The organism is Paraburkholderia sp. 22098, assembly GCF_052045935.1.
In the GTDB taxonomy this organism is placed as follows: domain Bacteria; phylum Pseudomonadota; class Gammaproteobacteria; order Burkholderiales; family Burkholderiaceae; genus Paraburkholderia; species Paraburkholderia caledonica.
On record NZ_JBQEPV010000006.1, the window covers coordinates 34,741 to 52,678 of the forward strand.

Genomic DNA, 17,938 nt, shown 5'->3' on the forward strand with positions numbered 1-17,938 from the left:
CTTCCGCGAGGAAGAGCCGGCTTTGTCTGGTTCACGCCGCAAGAAACGGCGCGGTCATGTGCGAATTAGTAGCGCGGGGGCGGACGATGTTCGTCACGACCGTGGTGACGCGGATCATAGTCGCGCGGATGGTGGCGCATCCAGTCGTCGTGATCCCAATAGCGGTGACCGTCGTAATAGCGGTCGCCATGCCAGCCGATGTTGATCGACACGCCTACCGGCATCATGTGCGGCTCGCCATACACGACCGGACCCGGACCGCGTTCCACGATCACGCGTTCTTGTGCCGACGCGCCGCCGGCTGCCAGCAAGGCGCCGCCCGCGAGCAAAGCTGCAATGATCGAACGCGATGTTTTGTTGAAGGCTTTCATAGTTCTCTCCCGTCAAGGTTGAATCGAGCCAGCGCCTTGCAGATCGGGCTTCGAAGTTCCGGCCCGTCAAGGACGCCCTGCGCTTGAAACCAACTTTAGCGACGCAACTCGCATGAAGACGTGAGCACTTGTAAGCGCACATTTCAAAGAAAGGGACGGATTGGGGAACCGTTATTTCCGTTCCGACGTCCGTACGCATAAGACTTTCGCGGCAATTCGTCCGGCTTGCGGGTTGCCGATAGGTGAGGCGCCGTTACATTCATTTCGGCCGGGAAATATTCGGCGGCGAAAGGCGTCGCCGAAGAACAAACGACGCCCGAACGAATGCCCAGATGAAACAAAGCCACGGCGCGCTTTCGCGGACCGTGGCTTGAATGACACACGCGCATTGACATGCGCACCCGGCGCGACGAGCGCGCCCGGTTCCAGACCTGTTATTAGTCGGACAGCTTGATGCCGAACAGCGTGGCTTGCGCCTTGCGCTGACGCTCAGCTTCCCGCGAACGCGCTGCGTACGAGTAGTCCGAGTCGAGCGGCAAGTGGGGCGACGCAAAGAGGTCGCTGACCTTTTGGAACAATGCAAAGATGAAGCTCATGGCGACTCCCGGTTAGTACTGCATTTGCTAGGGTTTTCCCTTAAGATGAATTATAGGGTTTTCCCTAGGCAAAAGCTAGTGCAATGCAACATTAATTCGATGCGACGCGCTGTCTCGGCCTTGGACAATGATATTGCGTTGCAGCATTACAACGTCCCTGTTTTATCGACGGCTTCAGTGGGCGGCGATGGACATGGACGCGGGCGGGGCTTGGCTTCGTGATGGCTACGTGGCGCCCGGCTAGCGCGCTCTTGAGGGGTTCCCGAGGCGCTCGGACGCCTTTCACTGCGGACCGCATGGGGCGAGGGGATGGAAGCTGCCGCCGCGGCCGGCGTTTCGCCGGCACGGCAGGCAGCCGTTCGCAGGTTGTCAGTGCGAATTCGCCGTTTTCGGCTTTCTGATGTGCCGCGCGTGCACGGCGCGCTGGCCGTTCGCGGATTCCGGAGCCATGAGCGCCTGCTGCGGTGCGGGCGCCGGTGTGAGCGTGGGCGGGGCGGCATGGGCGGCTGCATTGGCCATCGCCATTTGTGTGTCGAGCACGCTGGCCATCGCGGTCTGCTGGCTTTGCAACATCTGTTCGATCCGATGCTGTTGCGCGGTGGTTTCGCGGGTGAGGCGCATAAGCAGCATGGTCTGCGTAATGCCGATCGCGACCGTCATGAGCAGGGCGCCGACCACGATCGACAGCATCCATTTCATCCGACGCGAATGGTCCGTCGCTGCACGGCGCTGGTCGGAGATCACGCCGTACAGCGCGTCGACGGTGTCGGCAAAGGCCGTTGCCCGCGCACGATCGAGTTCCGGGGCTGCGCGCTGCACGGCAGCGGCAGCCGCAGCGGCTTCCGCTCGTTGCGCTTCTTGCCAGGGTGCGGCGAACGCCGAGCCCACGTCGGAGGATGAAGCCGTGGCCGGCGTCTCACGCGTTGAGCGGTCCGCCTCCGCCGATTCGTTCGCGTTGCGCGCGGATGCCGGTGCACTGACTTCACCCTGTGCGCTCGCGGCGGACCCTTCTGCTAAGTGCGCCTGATCTGAAACCGCCGCTCCCATCTTCCTGCCCGAAGCCGAACGCTGCGAAGATTTGCCGCCAGCCTCCAACCGGTTGCCCACCGCGGATCCCACCGTCTCGACCTCCCGCTCGGCTGCCTGACGCAGCGCGGTGACACTGCGCGCCACCGTCGCGGCGGCCATCGCGGGGGACAGCGGAGGAATAGCCTCGCGCGGCGATACTACTGTCTCATTCTGGTCATTCAAACCGGCAGCCGGCACCGGATGCGCGGCGTCTGGCCCGGTCACTGTCGAGGGCTCGGTTTCGAGACCGCTCAATTGCGCGTCTATCCGGGCCGGTTCATCGGCCCTGGCTGCTCGAGGCGCACGGCGCGCCGCTTTTGCGTCAGCTGACGTGCTGTCGCTCGGCGTATCGAGCGCGCCCACGGCGGCCAGCACGACATCGGGCAGTTCGAAGCCGTGCAGCGTGCCCTGGCGAACGTCGATGTTCATCGCTTCTAGCGTGGCACGCGTCGGATCGTCGGGGAACAGGTCGAGCGTGCTGTCGTCGCGCGAGACGTCGCTCAGTTGTGCAAGGCGTTGTGCCGAGCGCGCGGCGCGCGCCAGCTTTTTTTCGGTTTCGGTCGAGACCGTGGCCTCGCGCCGCTTCTTCGTGGAAGCGTCGCGCCGAGGCCGGGATTGCGTGGATACTGCGGAATCTGCCATAGAGAAAAGAGCGGTCGTCGCGGGGAGCGGGCGCCGGCACCGCTCGTCAATGCCATTGGAATTTTTCGAGACCGCATTGTCGCATGGCGCCCAGCGCCGCCGAAGCCATTCGCCGACGTTTTTCCGGTTTCAAGACGACGCGTCGTCCTGCCTGAACTCCCTGACACCGCGCAGTTGGCGCAAGCGCGTGCAGATCGCCTCGTACTCCACATTCGACACGCGATTCAGCGTAATCATGACCTCGTCGCATTCGGGTGTTTCGTCGCTTTGCTGCATGACGAACTGTTTGACGCGCGGGCTCGCTGCGCCAAGTTCGTCATGCAGTGAGTGAAACGTCACGGCGCCGCGCTCGACGAGCATGGTCACCTGGCGTCGCTGCTTGACCGTGATGAACCGCCGCTCAAGGGGCTTGATGCCCGCGAGGATGATCAGAATGATGATGGTCGCCGCGATCGACGCCGTGTAGAGCCCGCCGCCGACCGCCAGCCCGATTGCGGCGACCGACCACAGGCTCGCAGCCGTCGTCAGCCCGCGGACGATTTCGCCGCGCAGCAGGATCGAACCGGCGCCAAGAAAGCCGATGCCCGAAACAACCTGAGCCGCCATCCGCGAGGGATCCAGCACGACATGCTCGCCTGTGAGCACTTCGGCGAAACCATACGCCGATACGATCATGATCAGCGCCGAACCCACGCATACCAGCATATGCGTGCGCAATCCGGCCGCCCACGAAAGACGTTCGCGCTCGAAGCCGATGACGCTGCCGAGCGCCGCGGCCAACACCAGGCGGGAGACGAGTTCGAGGTTACCCAGCATCGCGTTCTCTCCTTCTTGAAATTATTTGAGCGTTTTCTTCGTCGATTTTGGGCGCCGGATGCGTTCGGTTTCCATTATGCTAAGCCGCAGGCCGCCGCTACCCCACGCTTGTCCCATGCGTGTCCCATGCGTGCCCCGCGTCTGCAACCTCAGCACGTGTGCCGGTGCGGCCGGCAATTGCACTACCGCTTGACGCACGCTCGCTGACACGAGCGCTTTGAAACACCGCGTTTGAAACATCGCGTTTGAAACAAGACTATGCCCAGCAAGAACCCTGACGCCGCCCCGGCCATCGCGCTCGCCGCGGGACTGCGCGAGCACTTCAACAACGTCATCCTACCGATGTGGCGCGGGCCCGGTTTCAACGGAGCGCTCAAACTGCCGTACGAAGCGCTCAGCGCGGAGCATCACCTTCCAGAGCCCGCGCAACGCTATCGGGCAATGGCCTGCGCGCGCCAACTCTTTGTGTTCTCCGAAGCCGGCGACGCAGCTCACGCACAAGTCCTGTTCGATTCCCTTACGCACACTTTTCAGGACACGGAACACGGCGGTTGGTTCTACAGCGTCGATGAGCAAGGCGCTCCGCTCGACACCGCGAAAGACCTGTACACACATGCGTTCGTCGTCTTCGCCTGTGCGGAATATGGCCGCCGCTCCGGCAATCGCGACGCGCTGGAAATCGTGCATCGCACGTCCGCGCTGATCCAGTCGCATTTTTCCGCTGAAGACAATCTCTTCAATGCTGCACTCACGGCCGACTTCACCGGAGTAACCGGCACACCGGTTCAGAACCCGTTGATGCATCTAACGGAGGCTTGGCTCGCGGCCCGCGAAGCTACGCGCGACAACGCTTTCGACGCCGCACTAAGGCGCCTGGCCGGCGCGGTCGCTCGTCACTTCGTGCATGCGCCGTCGGGCTGCATCGCCGAATTGCCGATTGGCACCGACGACAATCGCCTCGAGCCGGGGCATCAGTTCGAATGGTTCTGGCTGGCCAAGCGGGCAGGCGCGCTATTCGAGGGATCAGATCTGATGGAAACACTGACGCGCGCGTTCGACTTCGCGCAACGCAATGGTGTGGATCAGGAAACGGGCGGCGTCTGTGCGTCGCTCGATGAAAACGGTCGGATCAAAGATCCTACTCAGCGCATCTGGGCGCAAACGGAGTATTTGCGAGCACTAGCGAGCCACGACGAAGCTGTCGTGCGGGCCGATCTGCCGCGGCAAATCGAACTGTTCCAGCAACGTTTCTTGCGGCCGCAAGGCTGGGTCGAATGCAAAACTTCAACGGGTGAAGTAGCGCGCGCCGACATGCCGTCGACCACGCCTTATCACCTCGCAACGGCTTTCAACGCGTTGCCGGCCTGACACGGCAGGCCGACGTACAAGCGAGGCGAACGCTCTTTTTAGCGGCCTCGCCCTCAGTCGAGATCCGCCAAACATTCGCCGCGGCGCGACTCACTCCCGCCGCCCGGTCGCTCAATACTCTTCGCGCTGCCAAGGGCCCCAATCGGCGCCGGCCGATCTGGTCCGCATATACGTTGCGCTTTGGCCAGTAGGCGTGTCGGACGTGCCGCCTTGCGGCTTGCGGTCGGTGGTGTGGAGGGCAAAAGCCTGGCGGTCGTCGGCATCCACGGTGATTCGGCCGACAGGGTCCGGTGCGTCGTCTTGAGGTGATTTAGACTCCAATACCGCGAGATAGGGGGTCAAACGGCTCCAGAACGACGTAAGTTCTTCTTGCAAATAATGTGTCAATGTTTTTCCTGGAAGAGTAATACAAGCAGTTTACCCTACGCGGAGGCACGTCCTTTTTTGTGCCCTCGACGCCTCGAAAAGGCCGAAGCCGGGGAATACCCGAATACTGGTTGATTGGCGTCCATCATAAAGACGTGATACAACTCGTACTTCGCGCTCGATCTCGATTTGAGAAATAGCGGTCGCGAATGCAATACACAACATTTACTGGATCAAAAATGGCAACAGGTACTGTGAAGTGGTTTAACGATGCAAAGGGCTTTGGTTTCATCACGCCGGACGACGGCGGCGAAGACCTGTTTGCACACTTTTCGGAAGTTCAAGGCAGCGGCTTTAAGTCCCTGCAGGAAAACCAGAAAGTGTCGTTCGAAGTGAAGCAGGGCCCGAAGGGCAAGCAAGCTGCGAACATCACGCCGGCCTAAGTACCAACGGTACATTGAGGCACGCGTAGGCGCTTGCGCCTAATACAAGAATGGCCCGCTTCCGCGGGCCATTTTTCTTTTCTGGCTGCCCGATTTTTGAGCGCGAACCGTTTAAATCGCGCGCATTCCCGACACCGCAAATTGCCCGAATTCCGCCGGCGTTTCTTCGATCTGTTGTGTGCGCAACACAGCCGCCGAAATTTCGAACACGGAAACCGCCTGCTTCAATTGCTGAGTCTGTTGATGCAGCGAAGCCGCCGCTGCCGCAGCCTGCTCGACGAGCGCCGCGTTTTGCTGCGTCATCTCGTCCATTTGCACGACCGCCTGGTTCACCTGCTCGATGCCCGTGCTTTGCTCGAGCGACGACGCACTGATTTCAGCCATCATCTGCGTCACGCGCGAGATCGAGGCGGACACGTTGCTCATCGCTTCGCCGGCATGCTCGACGAGCGCCGATCCGCCTTGGATCTCGGCGACCGATTCGCTGATCAACGTCTTGATTTCCTTGGCCGACTGCGCGCTGCGCTGGGCCAGTCCGCGAACCTCGCCTGCCACGACCGCAAAGCCGCGGCCCTGTTCGCCTGCGCGCGCCGCCTCGACGGCCGCATTCAGCGCGAGGATATTGGTCTGGAACGCAATGCCGTCGATCACCGAAATAATCTCGGCGATCTTGTCCGAGCTTTGCGCAATGCCGCGCATCTTGTCCACCACCTTGTCGACCACTTCGCTGCCGCGCGAGGTCGCCTCGAGGGCCGTTTCGGCGAGCGCGTTTGCTTCGCGCGCATGATCGGCGTTCTGACGCACTGTGGCAGTCAATTCTTCCATGCTCGACGCCGTTTCTTCGAGCGATGCGGCCTGGTTTTCAGTGCGTGCGGAAAGATCGGCGTTGCCGGTCGCGATTTCATCGGCGCCGAGGTGAATGGAGTCGGCCGACTCGCGAACGGTCTGCACGGTGCGCGCGACGCTCGCCTGCATCTTGGCAAGTCCTGAGAACAGCCGGCCGATTTCGTTGGTGCCCCGGGCTGCGATCGGCTGATCGAGACGCCCTTGTGCAATCCGGTCGAAGTGACGGCCCGCTTCCTCCAACGGTGCGACTACGCCACGGCGCAACGCCATATGCACCGCGAACGTCCCGCCGACCAGCGCCAGCAGAATCACAATGCTGACGACCCGGAACGCGGCCATACGCGCGTCGATGGAATCGAGCGACGCGCGGCTCGCCGCATTGCCGAACTGCGTGAAGTTATGCAACTCGGTCAGATAGCCGTCCTGGAACGATTGCGTCGGCTGGTCGAGAAACGCCTGAATGTTGTTTGCGTCCAGAAACTGCGCCAGTTCCGTGAGCGCGCCATGCAGCTTCTTGTAGCGCTCGGCGAGGGCTGCGGCACGGGCGCTGTTTTCGTCGCTCGTTTTCGGGGCGCTCATGAACGCGTTGAACGATTGCTCGGCGGCCGTCAGCTGCTCGCGCGCATGCTGAACGATTTCGGTCGGCTCCGCGCCGCCGCGCACCATGCGCGTACCGGCACGCGACAGGTTGATGCGGGCGTCCATCAGATGCTGCGTGGTTTCGTTGACGGCATCCACTTGTTTGAGCGCGATGTTCGAAAGGTCGCCAACGTCGTCATGGGTACGCGTGAGTGACCAGAAACCGAGACCTACCGTGACAAGCTGGAAAACGCAGAATGCGGCCAGAACACACAACAGGCCGGATGCGACCTTGATCTTGCTGAACATCGTGAACACCTGAAGGCAGAGAATGACGGGGAGTACCTCAGGGTTAACGGCAGCACCATTCTTTGCTTAAGATCAAAAACGCCAAAGATCGCCTTACGTCGCGTTTACGTCGGCCAACGTCTGCATTCCTACCGCCGCAAGCAACAATGCGGGGCAGATATTTCCGATTCACCTTGACGGCGCGCGTTAGCGCTTCCTAGAGTGGGTAGGGACTGACGCGCGTACGCCAGTGCGCACTGCCACCGCAGGCCTTCCTCGAAGGAATCACAATGACCGACCTACTCGACCGGGCGCGCGGCGCACTGCACGCCCAGCCGTTCAGCATGCTGTTAGGCGCAGAGCTGATGCACACGGGCACCGACGAACTGACGCTGAGCCTGCCGATCCGCGACGAGTTGCGGCAGCAGCACGGCTTCGTGCATGGCGGGGTAGTCAGCTATCTCGCTGACAACGCGCTGACCTTTGCCGGCGCACTGTCGCTCGGGCCCAAGGTCGTGACGGGGGAATACAAGATCAATTACTTGCGCCCTGCGGTGAACGGCACGCTGATCGCGCGGGCGAAGGTGGTGTATGCGGGCCGCCATCAGGCGACCTGCCAATGCAACATCTTTGTGATGGACGGCAACCGCGAAAGACTCGTCGCGGTTGCGCAAGGCACGGTCAACCGGATCGGCGAGAACGGCGATCACGAACCGGCGAATTAACGCTAAAGCCTCAAACGCGCGCCGCCGGCTCCCAGTGGCTTACTCCGCTGCGTAAGTCTTCTGCGTTTGTTCGCCGAGACCTTCAATGCCGAGACGGATCGTCTGGCCGGGCTTCAGATACACCGGATTCGGCTTGACGCCCATGCCGACGCCCGGCGGCGTGCCCGTGGAAATGACGTCGCCCGGTTGCAGGCTCATGCACTGCGACACATACGAGACCAGCTTGGCAACACCGAACACCATCGTCTTCGTGCTGCCGTTCTGATAGCGGTGTCCGTCCACTTCGAGCCACAGGCTGAGGTTCTGCGGATCGGCGACTTCGTCGCGCGTGACCATCCACGGGCCGATCGGGCCGAATGTATCGAAGCCCTTGCCCTTGTCCCAGGTGCCACCGCGTTCGATCTGCCATTCGCGCTCCGACACGTCGTTGATCACGCAATAGCCTGCGACGTAATCGAGCGCGTTCGCTTCGTCCACATACTTGGCCGGTTTGCCGATCACCACGCCAAGTTCCACTTCCCAATCGGTCTTCTTCGAGCCGCGCGGAATTTCCACGTCGTCATTCGGACCGGAGATCGCGCTCGTCCACTTGTTGAAGATGACCGGCTCAGCGGGCACGGGCAGATTCGACTCGGCCGCGTGATCCGCGTAATTCAAACCGATGCAGATGAACTTGCCGATCTTGCCGACGCACGGGCCCATGCGCGGATTGCCGTCAACAACCGGCAGCGAAGCCGCGTCCAGCACGCGCAGCCGGGCGAGGCCCTCGTCGGTCAGCGCCGCACCGTCGATGTCGGCAACTACGCCGGACAGATCGCGGATCTTGCCTTGCGCGTCGAGCAAGCCCGGCTTTTCCTGGCCTTTCGGCCCGTAACGAAGCAGTTTCATCGTTGCACTTTCCTCTGGGTTCAGTGGTGTTCGGTTGATACGTCAGTGCGCCGGCTTGCGACGCCCTGTGTCTATGCGTCAGTTCGACCAGCCCCCGTCGATCACATGTGCGTGGCCCGTGGTGAACGCCGATTCGTCCGACGCGAGATAGAGCGCCAGCGCAGCAATCTCTTCGGCCTTGCCGATGCGGCCCATTGGCTGGCGCGCGACGAACGCCGCCTGCACGGCTTCGAGCGTTGCACCTTGCGCCGCGGCCTGCGCCGCGATCCGCTGTTCGAGCGACGGCGACGACACTGTGCCCGGGCAGATCGCGTTACAGCGTACACCACGCGTGACGAAATCCGCGGCAACCGACTTGGTCAGCCCGATCACCGCCGCCTTCGACGCGCTGTACGCAAAGCGATTCGGCACGCCCTTCACGCTCGACGCCGCCGACGACATATTGATGATCGAGCCGACGCCGCGCTCCAGCATGGCGGGCAGGAATGCGCGAATCATCCGGTACATTGCCTTCGCATTGAGGTCGAATGCAAAGTCCCAGTCTTCCTCGCTGCATTCCAGGATCGAGCCCGCGTGCACGAAGCCTGCGCAATTGAACAGCACGTCGATCGGGCCGACTTCTGCGGCCAGCGCCTTGATGGCCTCGCCATCGAGCACGTCCAGCTTGCGCGCCTCGACGGGCTTGCCCGCGAGCCCGTCAATGCGGATGTCGGTGGCGATCACGCGCGCGCCTTCGCGCGCGAACATTTCGGCGGTTGCGAGGCCGATGCCCTGTCCCGCCGCGGTGATCAATGCTGTCTTGCCGGCCAGTCTTTGTGTCATCTACGACTCCAGTTGAATGGGCTAAACGTGTTCGTCACGTCACAGTCGATAAAACGCGGCGGCGTTGCCGCCGAAAACCGCTTCGCGCTCGCCGTCGTCAAGCGACGCAAGCAGCGTGTTGGCCACCGAATGCCACAACAGATAATCGCCGTTCAGTTCGAGCACGGGCCAGTCGCTGCCCCACATCAGCCGCGCGGGGCCGAACGTAGCAAGCAGGTGCTCGACGTATGGGCGTAGTGTCTCTTCGGTCCAGCCCGGCGATGCCTCGGTCGCGAGCCCCGACAGCTTGCAGTGCACGCCCGGCAGCTTCGCGAGCCGCGCGATCGCGTCGGCCCATGTTTGCCAGCCGGCCTGACCGTAGCGGATGGGCGGCTTGGCGCCGTGATCGACCACGATGCGCAGCGACGGAAAACGCCGCGCGAACGTTTCCACGTGGTCGACATGCCGTGCGTAGATCAGCGCGTCGAAGGCAAGGTCGTGCGCGATCAGCGCTTCGATGGCAGGCGCGAGATCGGGATTCGCAATCCATGTATCGTCGGGCAGGTCTTGCAGCATGGGCCGCACACCCTTGAACTTGGGCTCTTGCGCGAGCGCTCCGATCAAAGCCGGAGCCGTAGGCAGCAGGAGCGGCACCCAGCCGACCACGCCGGCAATGGACGGCTCGTCGCGCGCAATGTCGAGCAGATAACGCGTTTCGTCGATGGTCGGCGCCGCCTGCACCACGACCGTTCTCTCGATGCCCGCCCTCTCTCGCAACGGTTTCAGATCTGCGGGACCGAAAGGGCGGTACAGAATTTCGAGCTCCGGCGTAAGCCACTCATAGTCGCCGCGAGCGGGGTCCCAATAGTGCTGATGAGCGTCGATATGCATCTTCACATTCAGTTCTGTGGCGCGGGCGCGCGAGGGTCGAGCAAGCCTTCCTCGCGCAACGCGGACCACAAGGCCCCGGGAATCGGCAACTCGAACGACGCAGCGTTCTCACGCAATTCGTCGGCACTGCGCGCGCCGGTCAGCACGGTGGCGACCGCCGGATGCGCATACGGAAACTGCAAGGCTGCGGCGGCGAGCGGCACGCCGAGGTTTCGGCAAACCGTCTCCAGTCGCGCCACTCGCTCGATGACTTCGCGCGGCGCCTCGCCGTAATTGAATTTCAGATCGCCTTCGACGCCGCGCGCCAAAATGCCCGAGTTGAACGCACCGCCTAACAGGATGCTGACGCCGCGCTGTTCGCACGCCGGCAAGAGGTCGTCGAGAGTCGCCTGTTCGAGAAGCGTATAACGGCCCGCGAGCAACGCGCAATCGATATCGAACTCGGACATCGCGTCGAGTATTACGGCGCCTTCGTTGACGCCGAGCCCAACGGCCTTGACCGCGCCGGCCGAGCGCAGTTCGTCGAGCGCGCGAAAACCACCGCCTTCGGTCAGTTGCCGCCAGTAGTGAGGATTGTTCTCGCCGTGCGTGACTCGGCCAATGTCGTGGACCAACAGAATGTCGATGTCGACGATGCCGAGGCGCTGCTGGCTGTCTTCGAACGAACGCAGAATACCGTCGTGCGTGTAGTCGTAAATCGCTTCGAAGGGCAGCGGATCCTGCCAGCCTTCGCTGCCGTCGTAGGGGTTGGTGCGCGGTACGAAACGGCGGCCCACCTTCGTCGACAACACGTATTCGCTGCGTGGATAGCGGCGCAAAGCGTCGCCAAGACGATGCTCCGCTTTGGTGTGGCCGTAATGCGGCGCGGTGTCGAAATAGCGCACGCCGGCGTTCCAGGCGGCCGCGACGGTGGCGTGTGCTTCTTCTTCGGACAGATCGCGGTAGAGGCCGCCGAGCGGCGCGGTGCCGAGACTCAATCCGGTTACTTGCAATGCGCTGCGGCCAACGCGGCGGCGTTGCTGGATTTTCGAACCGTTCGTTGCAGTCATTGAGCGTGTCTCCTTCTTGCTCCGGTCGCATGCAAGTGGTTGCTGTTGCATGCTCTTTTTATCACACGGCAAGGCAACGCTCAGTGCGGCGCCACAGTAACCACGCGTCGAGGCGCGGCGGTGCTCGACGGCAAGCATGCCGGCCCGACCGGCTCGAACGTCTTGTACGTAAGAATGAATTCCTGATGACCCAGCATTTCAGATTTGGAAGGCGCGCCCTGCGACACCGCCACCGTCTGCTCGAACACTTCGCGTCCCACTTCGTCGAGCGTGCCGCGGCCTTCCAGAATACGGCCTGCGTCCACGTCCATGTCGCCAGCCAGGTTCCGATACGTCGCGGGATTCGCGCATATCTTGATGACCGGCGAAATTGCCGAGCCGACCACCGAACCGCGTCCGGTCGTGAACAGAATGACATGCGCACCGCACGCGATCAGTTCGCCGATTTCCGCGTTGTCGCTAATGTTCGGAAAGCCGAACCGTGGCTCGCCGTCCGACACCACATCGAGCAGATAGAGGCCGCCGGTCGGCGGAATATCGCCTGGCTTCACGATGCCCGCAATCGGCGACGCGCCGCTCTTCGCATACGCGCCTAGCGATTTCTCTTCCTGCGTGGTGAGGCCGCCGTCCGCGTTGCCGACCGCAAAACTACCGTGGCCGAGAATCGAGTAATAGCGCGCCGCTTTCGCGACGCACGCGACGATCGCGTCGCCCAGTTCCGGCCGCGCGGCGCGGGTCTTCATATGAAATTCGCAGCCTACCAGCTCGCCGGTCTCTTCGAAGATGCAGGTCGCGCCCGCGTCGATCAGATGATCGAACGCGCGGCCAACCGCCGGATTCGCGGTGATGCCGCTCGTGCCGTCCGAGCCTCCGCAGATCGTACCGATCACCAGCTCGCTGAGCGCCATTGGCACTTTCTCTTGTGCGGCGAGTTGCTTGCGCGCGCCGCGAACCCAGTCGACGCCATATTGGATCGTGCTGCGCGTGCCGCCCTTTTCCTGGATCGTCAGCACTTCGACGGGGCGGCCACTCCCGCGAACCACGTCGACGAGATAGTGCTTGTTCATGCTCTCGCATCCCAGCGAGACGAACAGCACCGCGCCGACATTCGGATGCGTTGTGAGCCGCTCGAGCATTTTCTCCGCGTACTCATTCGGATAGCAGCCGGGAAAGCCGATCAGATGAACCGGCGGCTCGCGCCCGGCAGATCCGTCGGCAAGCGTGTCGCCGAACGCGTCGAGCGGCTCGCGAAACTCTGTGACGATCTCGCGCGCCACGTGGTGCGCGCATTCGACCAGATAAGCGACCGCGACGACATTGCGAATGCCTTTGCGGCCATCGCTGCGCGGATAGCCTTGCAGCATGGGCTGCTGCGCGGAGGCAGTTGCTACGGAAGTGTCAGTCATGGTCGTTCCACCGCAGCGCGAAGCCGCGTCGTTATGCGCGAATCAGTGATGTACGAATTGATGACCGGCGTCGTGCGTATAGGTCGGCAGGTAATCGCTTTCGAGGTTGTGCGTATGCAGATGCGCCCCGCGCTGCACCGCTTCAGTGACATGGCCGATCACTGCGCCGTAGCGCAGCACCTTGTCGTCCTTCGCCAGATCGCGGCGCGCTACCTTGTGCCCGAGTTCGATGGTTTGCGTGAGAGTCACGCTCTCCCCTTCGATCTCCAGTTGCGTGCCGGCGTCGAGCCTCGCCGCCGCGATCAGGCAATTGTCCTCGGGACTGAGCAGGATCAAACGCGGATCCGTTTGCGGGCGACTGGTCAAATGAGTTCTCCGTTAGACCGTGGCGACGCATGCTACGAGCGGACATGCTAAATTCACCAATGAACGCATTATTCATATATGCACTTTTCGAAGTCAAGGGAAGTGCACTGCACCAATGGTCCGTGTTTTCCCTGGACGCATCCGCTCGCAGGAATCGGCCGTCGCACTTACACTCAAGCGCCAGGTACGAACAGCCCACGGAATGACCTTACGATGGACGCAGAAGACAAAGACGATGCCGACCGTTATCGCGCTCCTGCGCTCGACAAAGGTCTCGACATCCTGGAGTTGCTTGCAGAGCAGAAGCAAGGCCTCACGCGCGCCGAGATCACCAAGCTGCTTGGACGCAACGCGAGCGAGATGTACCGGATGCTCGAACGTCTGGTCGCCCGGCAATACGTGGTGCGTTCCGCGAGCGGCGATCGTTACTCGCTGAGCCTCAAGCTGTATGCGCTCGCCCATCGTCATCCGCCGATGAACCGGCTCATCTCAGAGGCGTTGCCGCTCATGCAACGTTTCGCGGATGCCGCCGAACAGTCGTGTCACCTCGCCGTGTACGACCGCGGCAATCTGCTTGTCATCGCGCAAGTGGACGGACCGGGCACCTGGGGCATGTCGGTGCGGCTCGGATCGCGGGTCGGCCTGATCGACACTGGCTCGGGCCGCGTGATGCTCGCATTCCAGACGATAGAGCAGCGCGCGCAGATGCTCGCCGAGCACACCAAGGTGAAGGGCGAAGTGACGATAGACCGCGACGCCCTCGAAGCAGCGTGCGAACGGATTCGCGCGGCGGGCTTCTCGCAGAAGGACAGCCAGCAGACGTTCGGCGTGACGGACGTGACCTTTCCGATTCTCGGCCCGTCCGGCCAGGCAATCGCGGCGCTCACGTGCCCTTATCTGAAGCGTATCGACGAATACGTCGCGCCTACGCTCGCAGCCGCGACTACGCTGCTGCGCGAGACGGTTCAGGCGCTGTCCATGTTCAGCGAGAAGGGTGTCTGACGCGTGGCTGACTGACTCGATGCAGACCGCTCGCGCGCATGGTTTAGAATGGCGACCCTCTCAAAAATGTCGCCGCATGAATCCGTTCATGCGCGCCCTTCGATAAGCAATGGCGAAACTTCTGACCGATTCCGAATTCCAGCGTTTTTCCGAACTCCAGCAGAAGCAATCGAGCTTCACGATCACGCCTGCAGAAGCCGACGAACTCCGCGACATCGTCGCTCATGCGCAAAAGCGGCGTGACGACCGTGCGGCAGCGATGAAGAGCATCGAGACTTTCATCCAGCAATTCGACATCAGCCCCGACGAACTGTTTTCACCTGAGCAGATTGGTGAAGCCGCGCGCACATATGGCCTGATTCCCGCCGCCAAGAAAGAACGCGTGCTGCCGCCCTCGTTCACGTTCAACGGCAAGCCGTATCAATGGACGACGCGTCAGTTGCCGGACGATATTCGCGTGCCGCTGTTCGATGCATTCAAGGCGGGGCAATCGGTGAAGTCGTTTATCGCGACGCCGAAGGATTCGAGCCGCTGCGCGGCAACCATCGCGCGGCTGGAACGCGAAACCGGTGCGGTGTATGCGGATGCGTGGCTCGAAGAGTTGGCCGTCACGCGAGCGCAGGTCGATGAAGCGGCTGCGAAGCTGCCGGCCTGATCACTGCTGTTGCGCAGGTGCTCGCACCTTCGAATCAACGCGCGCCGCGCACCGTCGCGGCGCTCTTCTCCTGCTCCGCTTCTTTTTCCAGCGCCATCCGGAAGCCCACCACACTCGGGTCTTCCGTTGGCGTGATCGTGAAGCCGCTCGCTCTCGCGAGCGCGATCATCGCAGTGTTCTCCCGCAACGCCTCGCCGACAAGCCAATGTATACCGCGCGCACGCGCATACCGGATAATTCGGTCGGTCAGCAACCGGCCAAGCCGTCGCCCTTTCTGATCCGAGCGAATGGCAACTGCGAATTCTGCCGTTTCGTTATCCGGGTCCGCCACCGCGCGCACCACGCCGAGCGTGCGCGCCAGGCCCTCGTCGCTTTGCACTGTCGCGATCAGCGCCATTTCACGGTCGTAATCGATCTGCGTCATGCGTGCGAGCTGCGAATGATCGAAGCTGCCTACTGCACCGAAAAACCGCAGCCGCAAATCCTCGGGCGTCATCGCTTCGACGAAGTCGTGATGCGCGGCCTCGTCTTCGGGGCGAATCGGCCGCACCGTAATACGCAGACCTTGCCAGTCGAGTGTCTCCTCGAAGCGGCGCGGATACGGCATGATCGCGAGGCGGCTGCGCGTCGGCGCGATGCGCAGTGTGGGTGCGACAACCGTCACATGATCGCGGTACACGCGCAGCGTGAGCGTAAGACCGACGATTTCCCTGACGTCGCAGACGGCTTGCGAGAGCGCCGTCAAGGCGGCTAGCGCAGGCTCCGGCGCGATCAGCCGCGCATACGGCGACCGTGTGACGATGTCGCGGGCGAGCGTCGGATTGAGCGGCGGCAGACCATAGAGTCGCAGCGGCTCGGAAACACCATCGGCGGACGGCGCCGTGAAGCGGAACACAGGACCGAAGTTGTCGTCGTCATGAAGCTCCACGGCGATGTCGACTACCGGCTTGCGCTCAGACGGCGGGCTGGTTTCCGCACAGTCCGATTCGCGCGAACTTTGCGCCGCGTCGGGACGCTCGCCCACGCCCGCTGCATTCGCTGTCGGCACCGTTTCTATGTCGAGCCCGAAACGCTTCAACAAGTCCGCTGCCGCTTCACCGGTTAATTCGCGTTCCCCCGCAGCAAGCGCGGCGCGAGCCTGCGCCTGCGCGGCGTCGATCGCATCAGGGACTTCCGCTGGCAGGCCCTCCGGCGTCTGCATCAGCAATTCGCGCCCCATCCGGTAATCGACGAGACGCGCGAATGCGCGGGCGAGCCGCTGCGGCGTCGTGTGAACCGGAATTCCTTGCGCATGCAACGCGTCGCGCGTAGCAGCGTCGAGTCCGCCAAAGAAGCATGCGAGCAGTCCGCGATACGCGTACCGCTGATTTTCGATCAGCGCCTGCGCCACGTCGCCGACCGGCGCGCCATGTGTCGAGGCATGCACGACGAATGCAGTGCCGGTGCCGCGATATTCGGCAAGCAGCTTCAGCGCCGTGCCGAAGTGCTCGGGACGAGCGTCGTCGCCGAGTTGCAGCGGGTTGCCGCCTACCGCATGCGGCAGCGCCTCCTGCAGCGCCTGCGACGCTTGCTCCGGCCACGGCGCGAGCGTATCGCCAGCGGCGGCGAAGGCGTCGCACGCAAGCGTCGCGAGGCCACGGTCGCTAGTGATCAGCGTCGCGGTCGCACCCGCTGCGACGCGACCCACGCCAAGCGTTTCGATTTCGTCGAGCAGGTCGTCGAGCGCGTCGACGCGTACCATGCCGGCGCGGCGAAATGCGGCGGTATAAAGCCCGTCGGCGGGATCGGCGCGGCCCGAGCGCAGAGCAAGCACGGGCTTGTTGCGCGCCGCCGCGCGAGCCGCCGACATGAATTTGCGCGCCGCCTTCACGCTGTCGAGTTCGAGCAGGATCGCGCGCGTGCCTGGGTCGCTCGCGAGATAGTCGAGCACATCGCCCGCGTCGACATCCGCCTCGCCGCCGAGGGCGATCGCGTGCGAAAAACCGAGGCCGCGTGCATGCGCCCAGCCGAGCACCGCGTTGGTCAGCGCGTTCGACTGCGAGACCCACGCCACGCCGCCCGCCTTCACAGTGCACGACGGCGCGCCGAAATGCGCGCGCAGCGCCGGCGTCACTACGCCGAGACTGCCCGGTCCAACAATCCGCAAAAGATGCGGCCGCGCCGCCGCCAGCGCATGCCGCAGCGCGAGCCTGTCGTCGTCGCAGCGCATCTCGCCGACAATGATCGCCGCGCGCGTCCCTAAACCGCCGAGTTTGTGAATGATGGAAGGCCAGCTAGGAGCCGGCGTGCAGATGAGTGCCACGGTGGGCGCTTGCGGCAAGTCGCCGACATCGCCGATTACCGGGTGCCCGCTCAGCGTTTCGTATCTCGGATTGACCGGCCACAGCGGACCCTCGAAGCCGCCTTCCAGCAAGCGCGCCCAGACCATCGCGCCGGTGCTGCCCGGCCGCTCGGAGGCGCCGATCACGGCGACAGATTTGGGTCGGAACAACGCGTCGAGATTGCGAACGGTCACAGGCGCTCCGCAGATGAAAATGGCGCGCCGCTCGGACGTCGACGCGCGCGTGTTCCTCAGCATAGGCGAAGAGCGGCCATCGCGCGGCGCTTCTCGCGCACGAGCCACAGCCCTGGCAATCGGAGGTTGACCGGCGCAACCGCGCATTGGGATTTTTTTAGCGCGCGCAGGCAAAATGCAGTGCTTCAATGCGACAATTGCAGGCGATCCGCGCGCCTTCACATCGGCCGCACTGCCCCGCACGATCCAAGAGACAG

The 17,938-nt window shown here is 62.9% G+C and carries 18 protein-coding genes; 5 read left to right on the forward strand and 13 right to left on the reverse strand.

Annotated elements, in window-relative coordinates:
- Nucleotides 1–65 precede the first annotated feature (65 nt).
- The 4 genes from ACTJLB_RS14105 to ACTJLB_RS14120 all read right to left on the reverse strand — a co-directional run bounded on the left by ACTJLB_RS14105 (nt 66) and on the right by ACTJLB_RS14120 (nt 3,493).
- A complete protein-coding gene (locus ACTJLB_RS14105) occupies nt 66–371 on the reverse strand; it encodes a hypothetical protein (RefSeq protein WP_087753636.1) in 306 nt (101 codons plus the stop codon).
- A gap of 437 nt (nt 372–808) precedes the next feature.
- A complete protein-coding gene (locus tag ACTJLB_RS14110; RefSeq protein ID WP_020068569.1) occupies nt 809–967 on the reverse strand; it encodes a hypothetical protein in 159 nt (52 codons plus the stop codon).
- Between the two features lie 369 nt (nt 968–1,336).
- Complete coding sequence (locus ACTJLB_RS14115) at nt 1,337–2,677, reverse strand: hypothetical protein (protein WP_440783628.1); 1,341 nt, start codon at nt 2,675–2,677, stop codon at nt 1,337–1,339.
- A gap of 129 nt (nt 2,678–2,806) precedes the next feature.
- Nucleotides 2,807–3,493: an MgtC/SapB family protein gene (locus tag ACTJLB_RS14120; protein WP_088176627.1), complete on the reverse strand. Its 687-nt coding sequence runs from the start codon at nt 3,491–3,493 to the stop codon at nt 2,807–2,809.
- A gap of 258 nt (nt 3,494–3,751) precedes the next feature.
- Here ACTJLB_RS14120 and ACTJLB_RS14125 point away from each other — a divergent pair, with 258 nt between their 5' ends.
- Entirely contained in the window at nt 3,752–4,861 is a 1,110-nt protein-coding gene (locus ACTJLB_RS14125; RefSeq protein ID WP_440783629.1) for an AGE family epimerase/isomerase, read from the forward strand.
- Nucleotides 4,862–4,972: 111 nt separating this feature from the next.
- Here the strand turns inward: ACTJLB_RS14125 and ACTJLB_RS14130 are convergent, their stop codons facing one another.
- Complete coding sequence (locus tag ACTJLB_RS14130) at nt 4,973–5,248, reverse strand: hypothetical protein (RefSeq protein ID WP_020068573.1); 276 nt, start codon at nt 5,246–5,248, stop codon at nt 4,973–4,975.
- 218 nt (nt 5,249–5,466) lie between these two features.
- On the opposite strand from ACTJLB_RS14130, the gene ACTJLB_RS14135 reads away from it, so the two are divergent.
- On the forward strand, nt 5,467–5,670 hold the full coding sequence (locus ACTJLB_RS14135) for a cold-shock protein (protein ID WP_006047528.1): 204 nt from the start codon (nt 5,467–5,469) through the stop codon (nt 5,668–5,670).
- Nucleotides 5,671–5,781: 111 nt separating this feature from the next.
- Here the strand turns inward: ACTJLB_RS14135 and ACTJLB_RS14140 are convergent, their stop codons facing one another.
- Entirely contained in the window at nt 5,782–7,404 is a 1,623-nt protein-coding gene (locus ACTJLB_RS14140; protein WP_440783630.1) for a methyl-accepting chemotaxis protein, read from the reverse strand.
- A gap of 269 nt (nt 7,405–7,673) precedes the next feature.
- On the opposite strand from ACTJLB_RS14140, the gene ACTJLB_RS14145 reads away from it, so the two are divergent.
- Nucleotides 7,674–8,108, forward strand: coding sequence for a PaaI family thioesterase (locus tag ACTJLB_RS14145; RefSeq protein WP_020068575.1), 435 nt, complete (start codon nt 7,674–7,676; stop codon nt 8,106–8,108).
- Nucleotides 8,109–8,147: 39 nt separating this feature from the next.
- Here ACTJLB_RS14145 and ACTJLB_RS14150 read toward each other — a convergent pair whose 3' ends face one another.
- From ACTJLB_RS14150 to ACTJLB_RS14175, 6 genes are all read right to left on the reverse strand, one after another.
- A complete protein-coding gene (locus ACTJLB_RS14150; RefSeq protein ID WP_440783631.1) occupies nt 8,148–8,996 on the reverse strand; it encodes an ureidoglycolate lyase in 849 nt (282 codons plus the stop codon).
- A gap of 78 nt (nt 8,997–9,074) precedes the next feature.
- On the reverse strand, nt 9,075–9,818 hold the full coding sequence (locus ACTJLB_RS14155) for an SDR family oxidoreductase (protein ID WP_440783632.1): 744 nt from the start codon (nt 9,816–9,818) through the stop codon (nt 9,075–9,077).
- A 39-nt stretch (nt 9,819–9,857) separates the two neighbouring features.
- A complete protein-coding gene (locus ACTJLB_RS14160) occupies nt 9,858–10,688 on the reverse strand; it encodes an amidohydrolase family protein (protein ID WP_088176622.1) in 831 nt (276 codons plus the stop codon).
- Between the two features lie 8 nt (nt 10,689–10,696).
- The gene (locus ACTJLB_RS14165; protein ID WP_440783633.1) at nt 10,697–11,737 is read right to left on the reverse strand and encodes an aldo/keto reductase; all 1,041 of its coding nucleotides are present in this window, start codon (nt 11,735–11,737) and stop codon (nt 10,697–10,699) included.
- 80 nt (nt 11,738–11,817) lie between these two features.
- Nucleotides 11,818–13,143 carry a UxaA family hydrolase gene (locus tag ACTJLB_RS14170; RefSeq protein WP_440783634.1) on the reverse strand — a complete coding sequence of 442 codons (1,326 nt, stop codon included), beginning with the start codon at nt 13,141–13,143 and terminating at the stop codon, nt 11,818–11,820.
- Nucleotides 13,144–13,185: 42 nt separating this feature from the next.
- On the reverse strand, nt 13,186–13,509 hold the full coding sequence (locus tag ACTJLB_RS14175) for a UxaA family hydrolase (protein ID WP_408130520.1): 324 nt from the start codon (nt 13,507–13,509) through the stop codon (nt 13,186–13,188).
- Between the two features lie 213 nt (nt 13,510–13,722).
- Here ACTJLB_RS14175 and ACTJLB_RS14180 point away from each other — a divergent pair, with 213 nt between their 5' ends.
- Nucleotides 13,723–14,511, forward strand: coding sequence for an IclR family transcriptional regulator (locus ACTJLB_RS14180; protein ID WP_310069894.1), 789 nt, complete (start codon nt 13,723–13,725; stop codon nt 14,509–14,511).
- Between the two features lie 109 nt (nt 14,512–14,620).
- Nucleotides 14,621–15,166, forward strand: a complete 546-nt coding sequence (locus ACTJLB_RS14185) for a hypothetical protein (RefSeq protein ID WP_087753647.1) — start codon at nt 14,621–14,623, stop codon at nt 15,164–15,166.
- Nucleotides 15,167–15,200: 34 nt separating this feature from the next.
- Here ACTJLB_RS14185 and ACTJLB_RS14190 read toward each other — a convergent pair whose 3' ends face one another.
- Complete coding sequence (locus ACTJLB_RS14190; RefSeq protein ID WP_440783635.1) at nt 15,201–17,681, reverse strand: bifunctional acetate--CoA ligase family protein/GNAT family N-acetyltransferase; 2,481 nt, start codon at nt 17,679–17,681, stop codon at nt 15,201–15,203.
- Nucleotides 17,682–17,938 lie beyond the last annotated feature (257 nt).

Bases quoted from the DNA above. Each gene is read 5' to 3' on its own strand.
- ACTJLB_RS14105 (WP_087753636.1), bottom strand. From the start codon at position 371: ATGAAAGCCTTCAACAAAACATCGCGTTCGATCATTGCAGCTTTGCTC.
- ACTJLB_RS14110 (WP_020068569.1), bottom strand. From the start codon at position 967: ATGAGCTTCATCTTTGCATTGTTCCAAAAGGTCAGCGACCTCTTTGCG.
- ACTJLB_RS14115 (WP_440783628.1), bottom strand. From the start codon at position 2,677: ATGGCAGATTCCGCAGTATCCACGCAATCCCGGCCTCGGCGCGACGCT.
- ACTJLB_RS14120 (WP_088176627.1), bottom strand. From the start codon at position 3,493: ATGCTGGGTAACCTCGAACTCGTCTCCCGCCTGGTGTTGGCCGCGGCG.
- ACTJLB_RS14125 (WP_440783629.1), top strand. From the start codon at position 3,752: ATGCCCAGCAAGAACCCTGACGCCGCCCCGGCCATCGCGCTCGCCGCG.
- ACTJLB_RS14135 (WP_006047528.1), top strand. From the start codon at position 5,467: ATGGCAACAGGTACTGTGAAGTGGTTTAACGATGCAAAGGGCTTTGGT.
- ACTJLB_RS14140 (WP_440783630.1), bottom strand. From the start codon at position 7,404: ATGTTCAGCAAGATCAAGGTCGCATCCGGCCTGTTGTGTGTTCTGGCC.
- ACTJLB_RS14145 (WP_020068575.1), top strand. From the start codon at position 7,674: ATGACCGACCTACTCGACCGGGCGCGCGGCGCACTGCACGCCCAGCCG.
- ACTJLB_RS14150 (WP_440783631.1), bottom strand. From the start codon at position 8,996: ATGAAACTGCTTCGTTACGGGCCGAAAGGCCAGGAAAAGCCGGGCTTG.
- ACTJLB_RS14155 (WP_440783632.1), bottom strand. From the start codon at position 9,818: ATGACACAAAGACTGGCCGGCAAGACAGCATTGATCACCGCGGCGGGA.
- ACTJLB_RS14160 (WP_088176622.1), bottom strand. From the start codon at position 10,688: ATGCATATCGACGCTCATCAGCACTATTGGGACCCCGCTCGCGGCGAC.
- ACTJLB_RS14165 (WP_440783633.1), bottom strand. From the start codon at position 11,737: ATGACTGCAACGAACGGTTCGAAAATCCAGCAACGCCGCCGCGTTGGC.
- ACTJLB_RS14170 (WP_440783634.1), bottom strand. From the start codon at position 13,143: ATGACTGACACTTCCGTAGCAACTGCCTCCGCGCAGCAGCCCATGCTG.
- ACTJLB_RS14180 (WP_310069894.1), top strand. From the start codon at position 13,723: ATGGACGCAGAAGACAAAGACGATGCCGACCGTTATCGCGCTCCTGCG.
- ACTJLB_RS14185 (WP_087753647.1), top strand. From the start codon at position 14,621: ATGGCGAAACTTCTGACCGATTCCGAATTCCAGCGTTTTTCCGAACTC.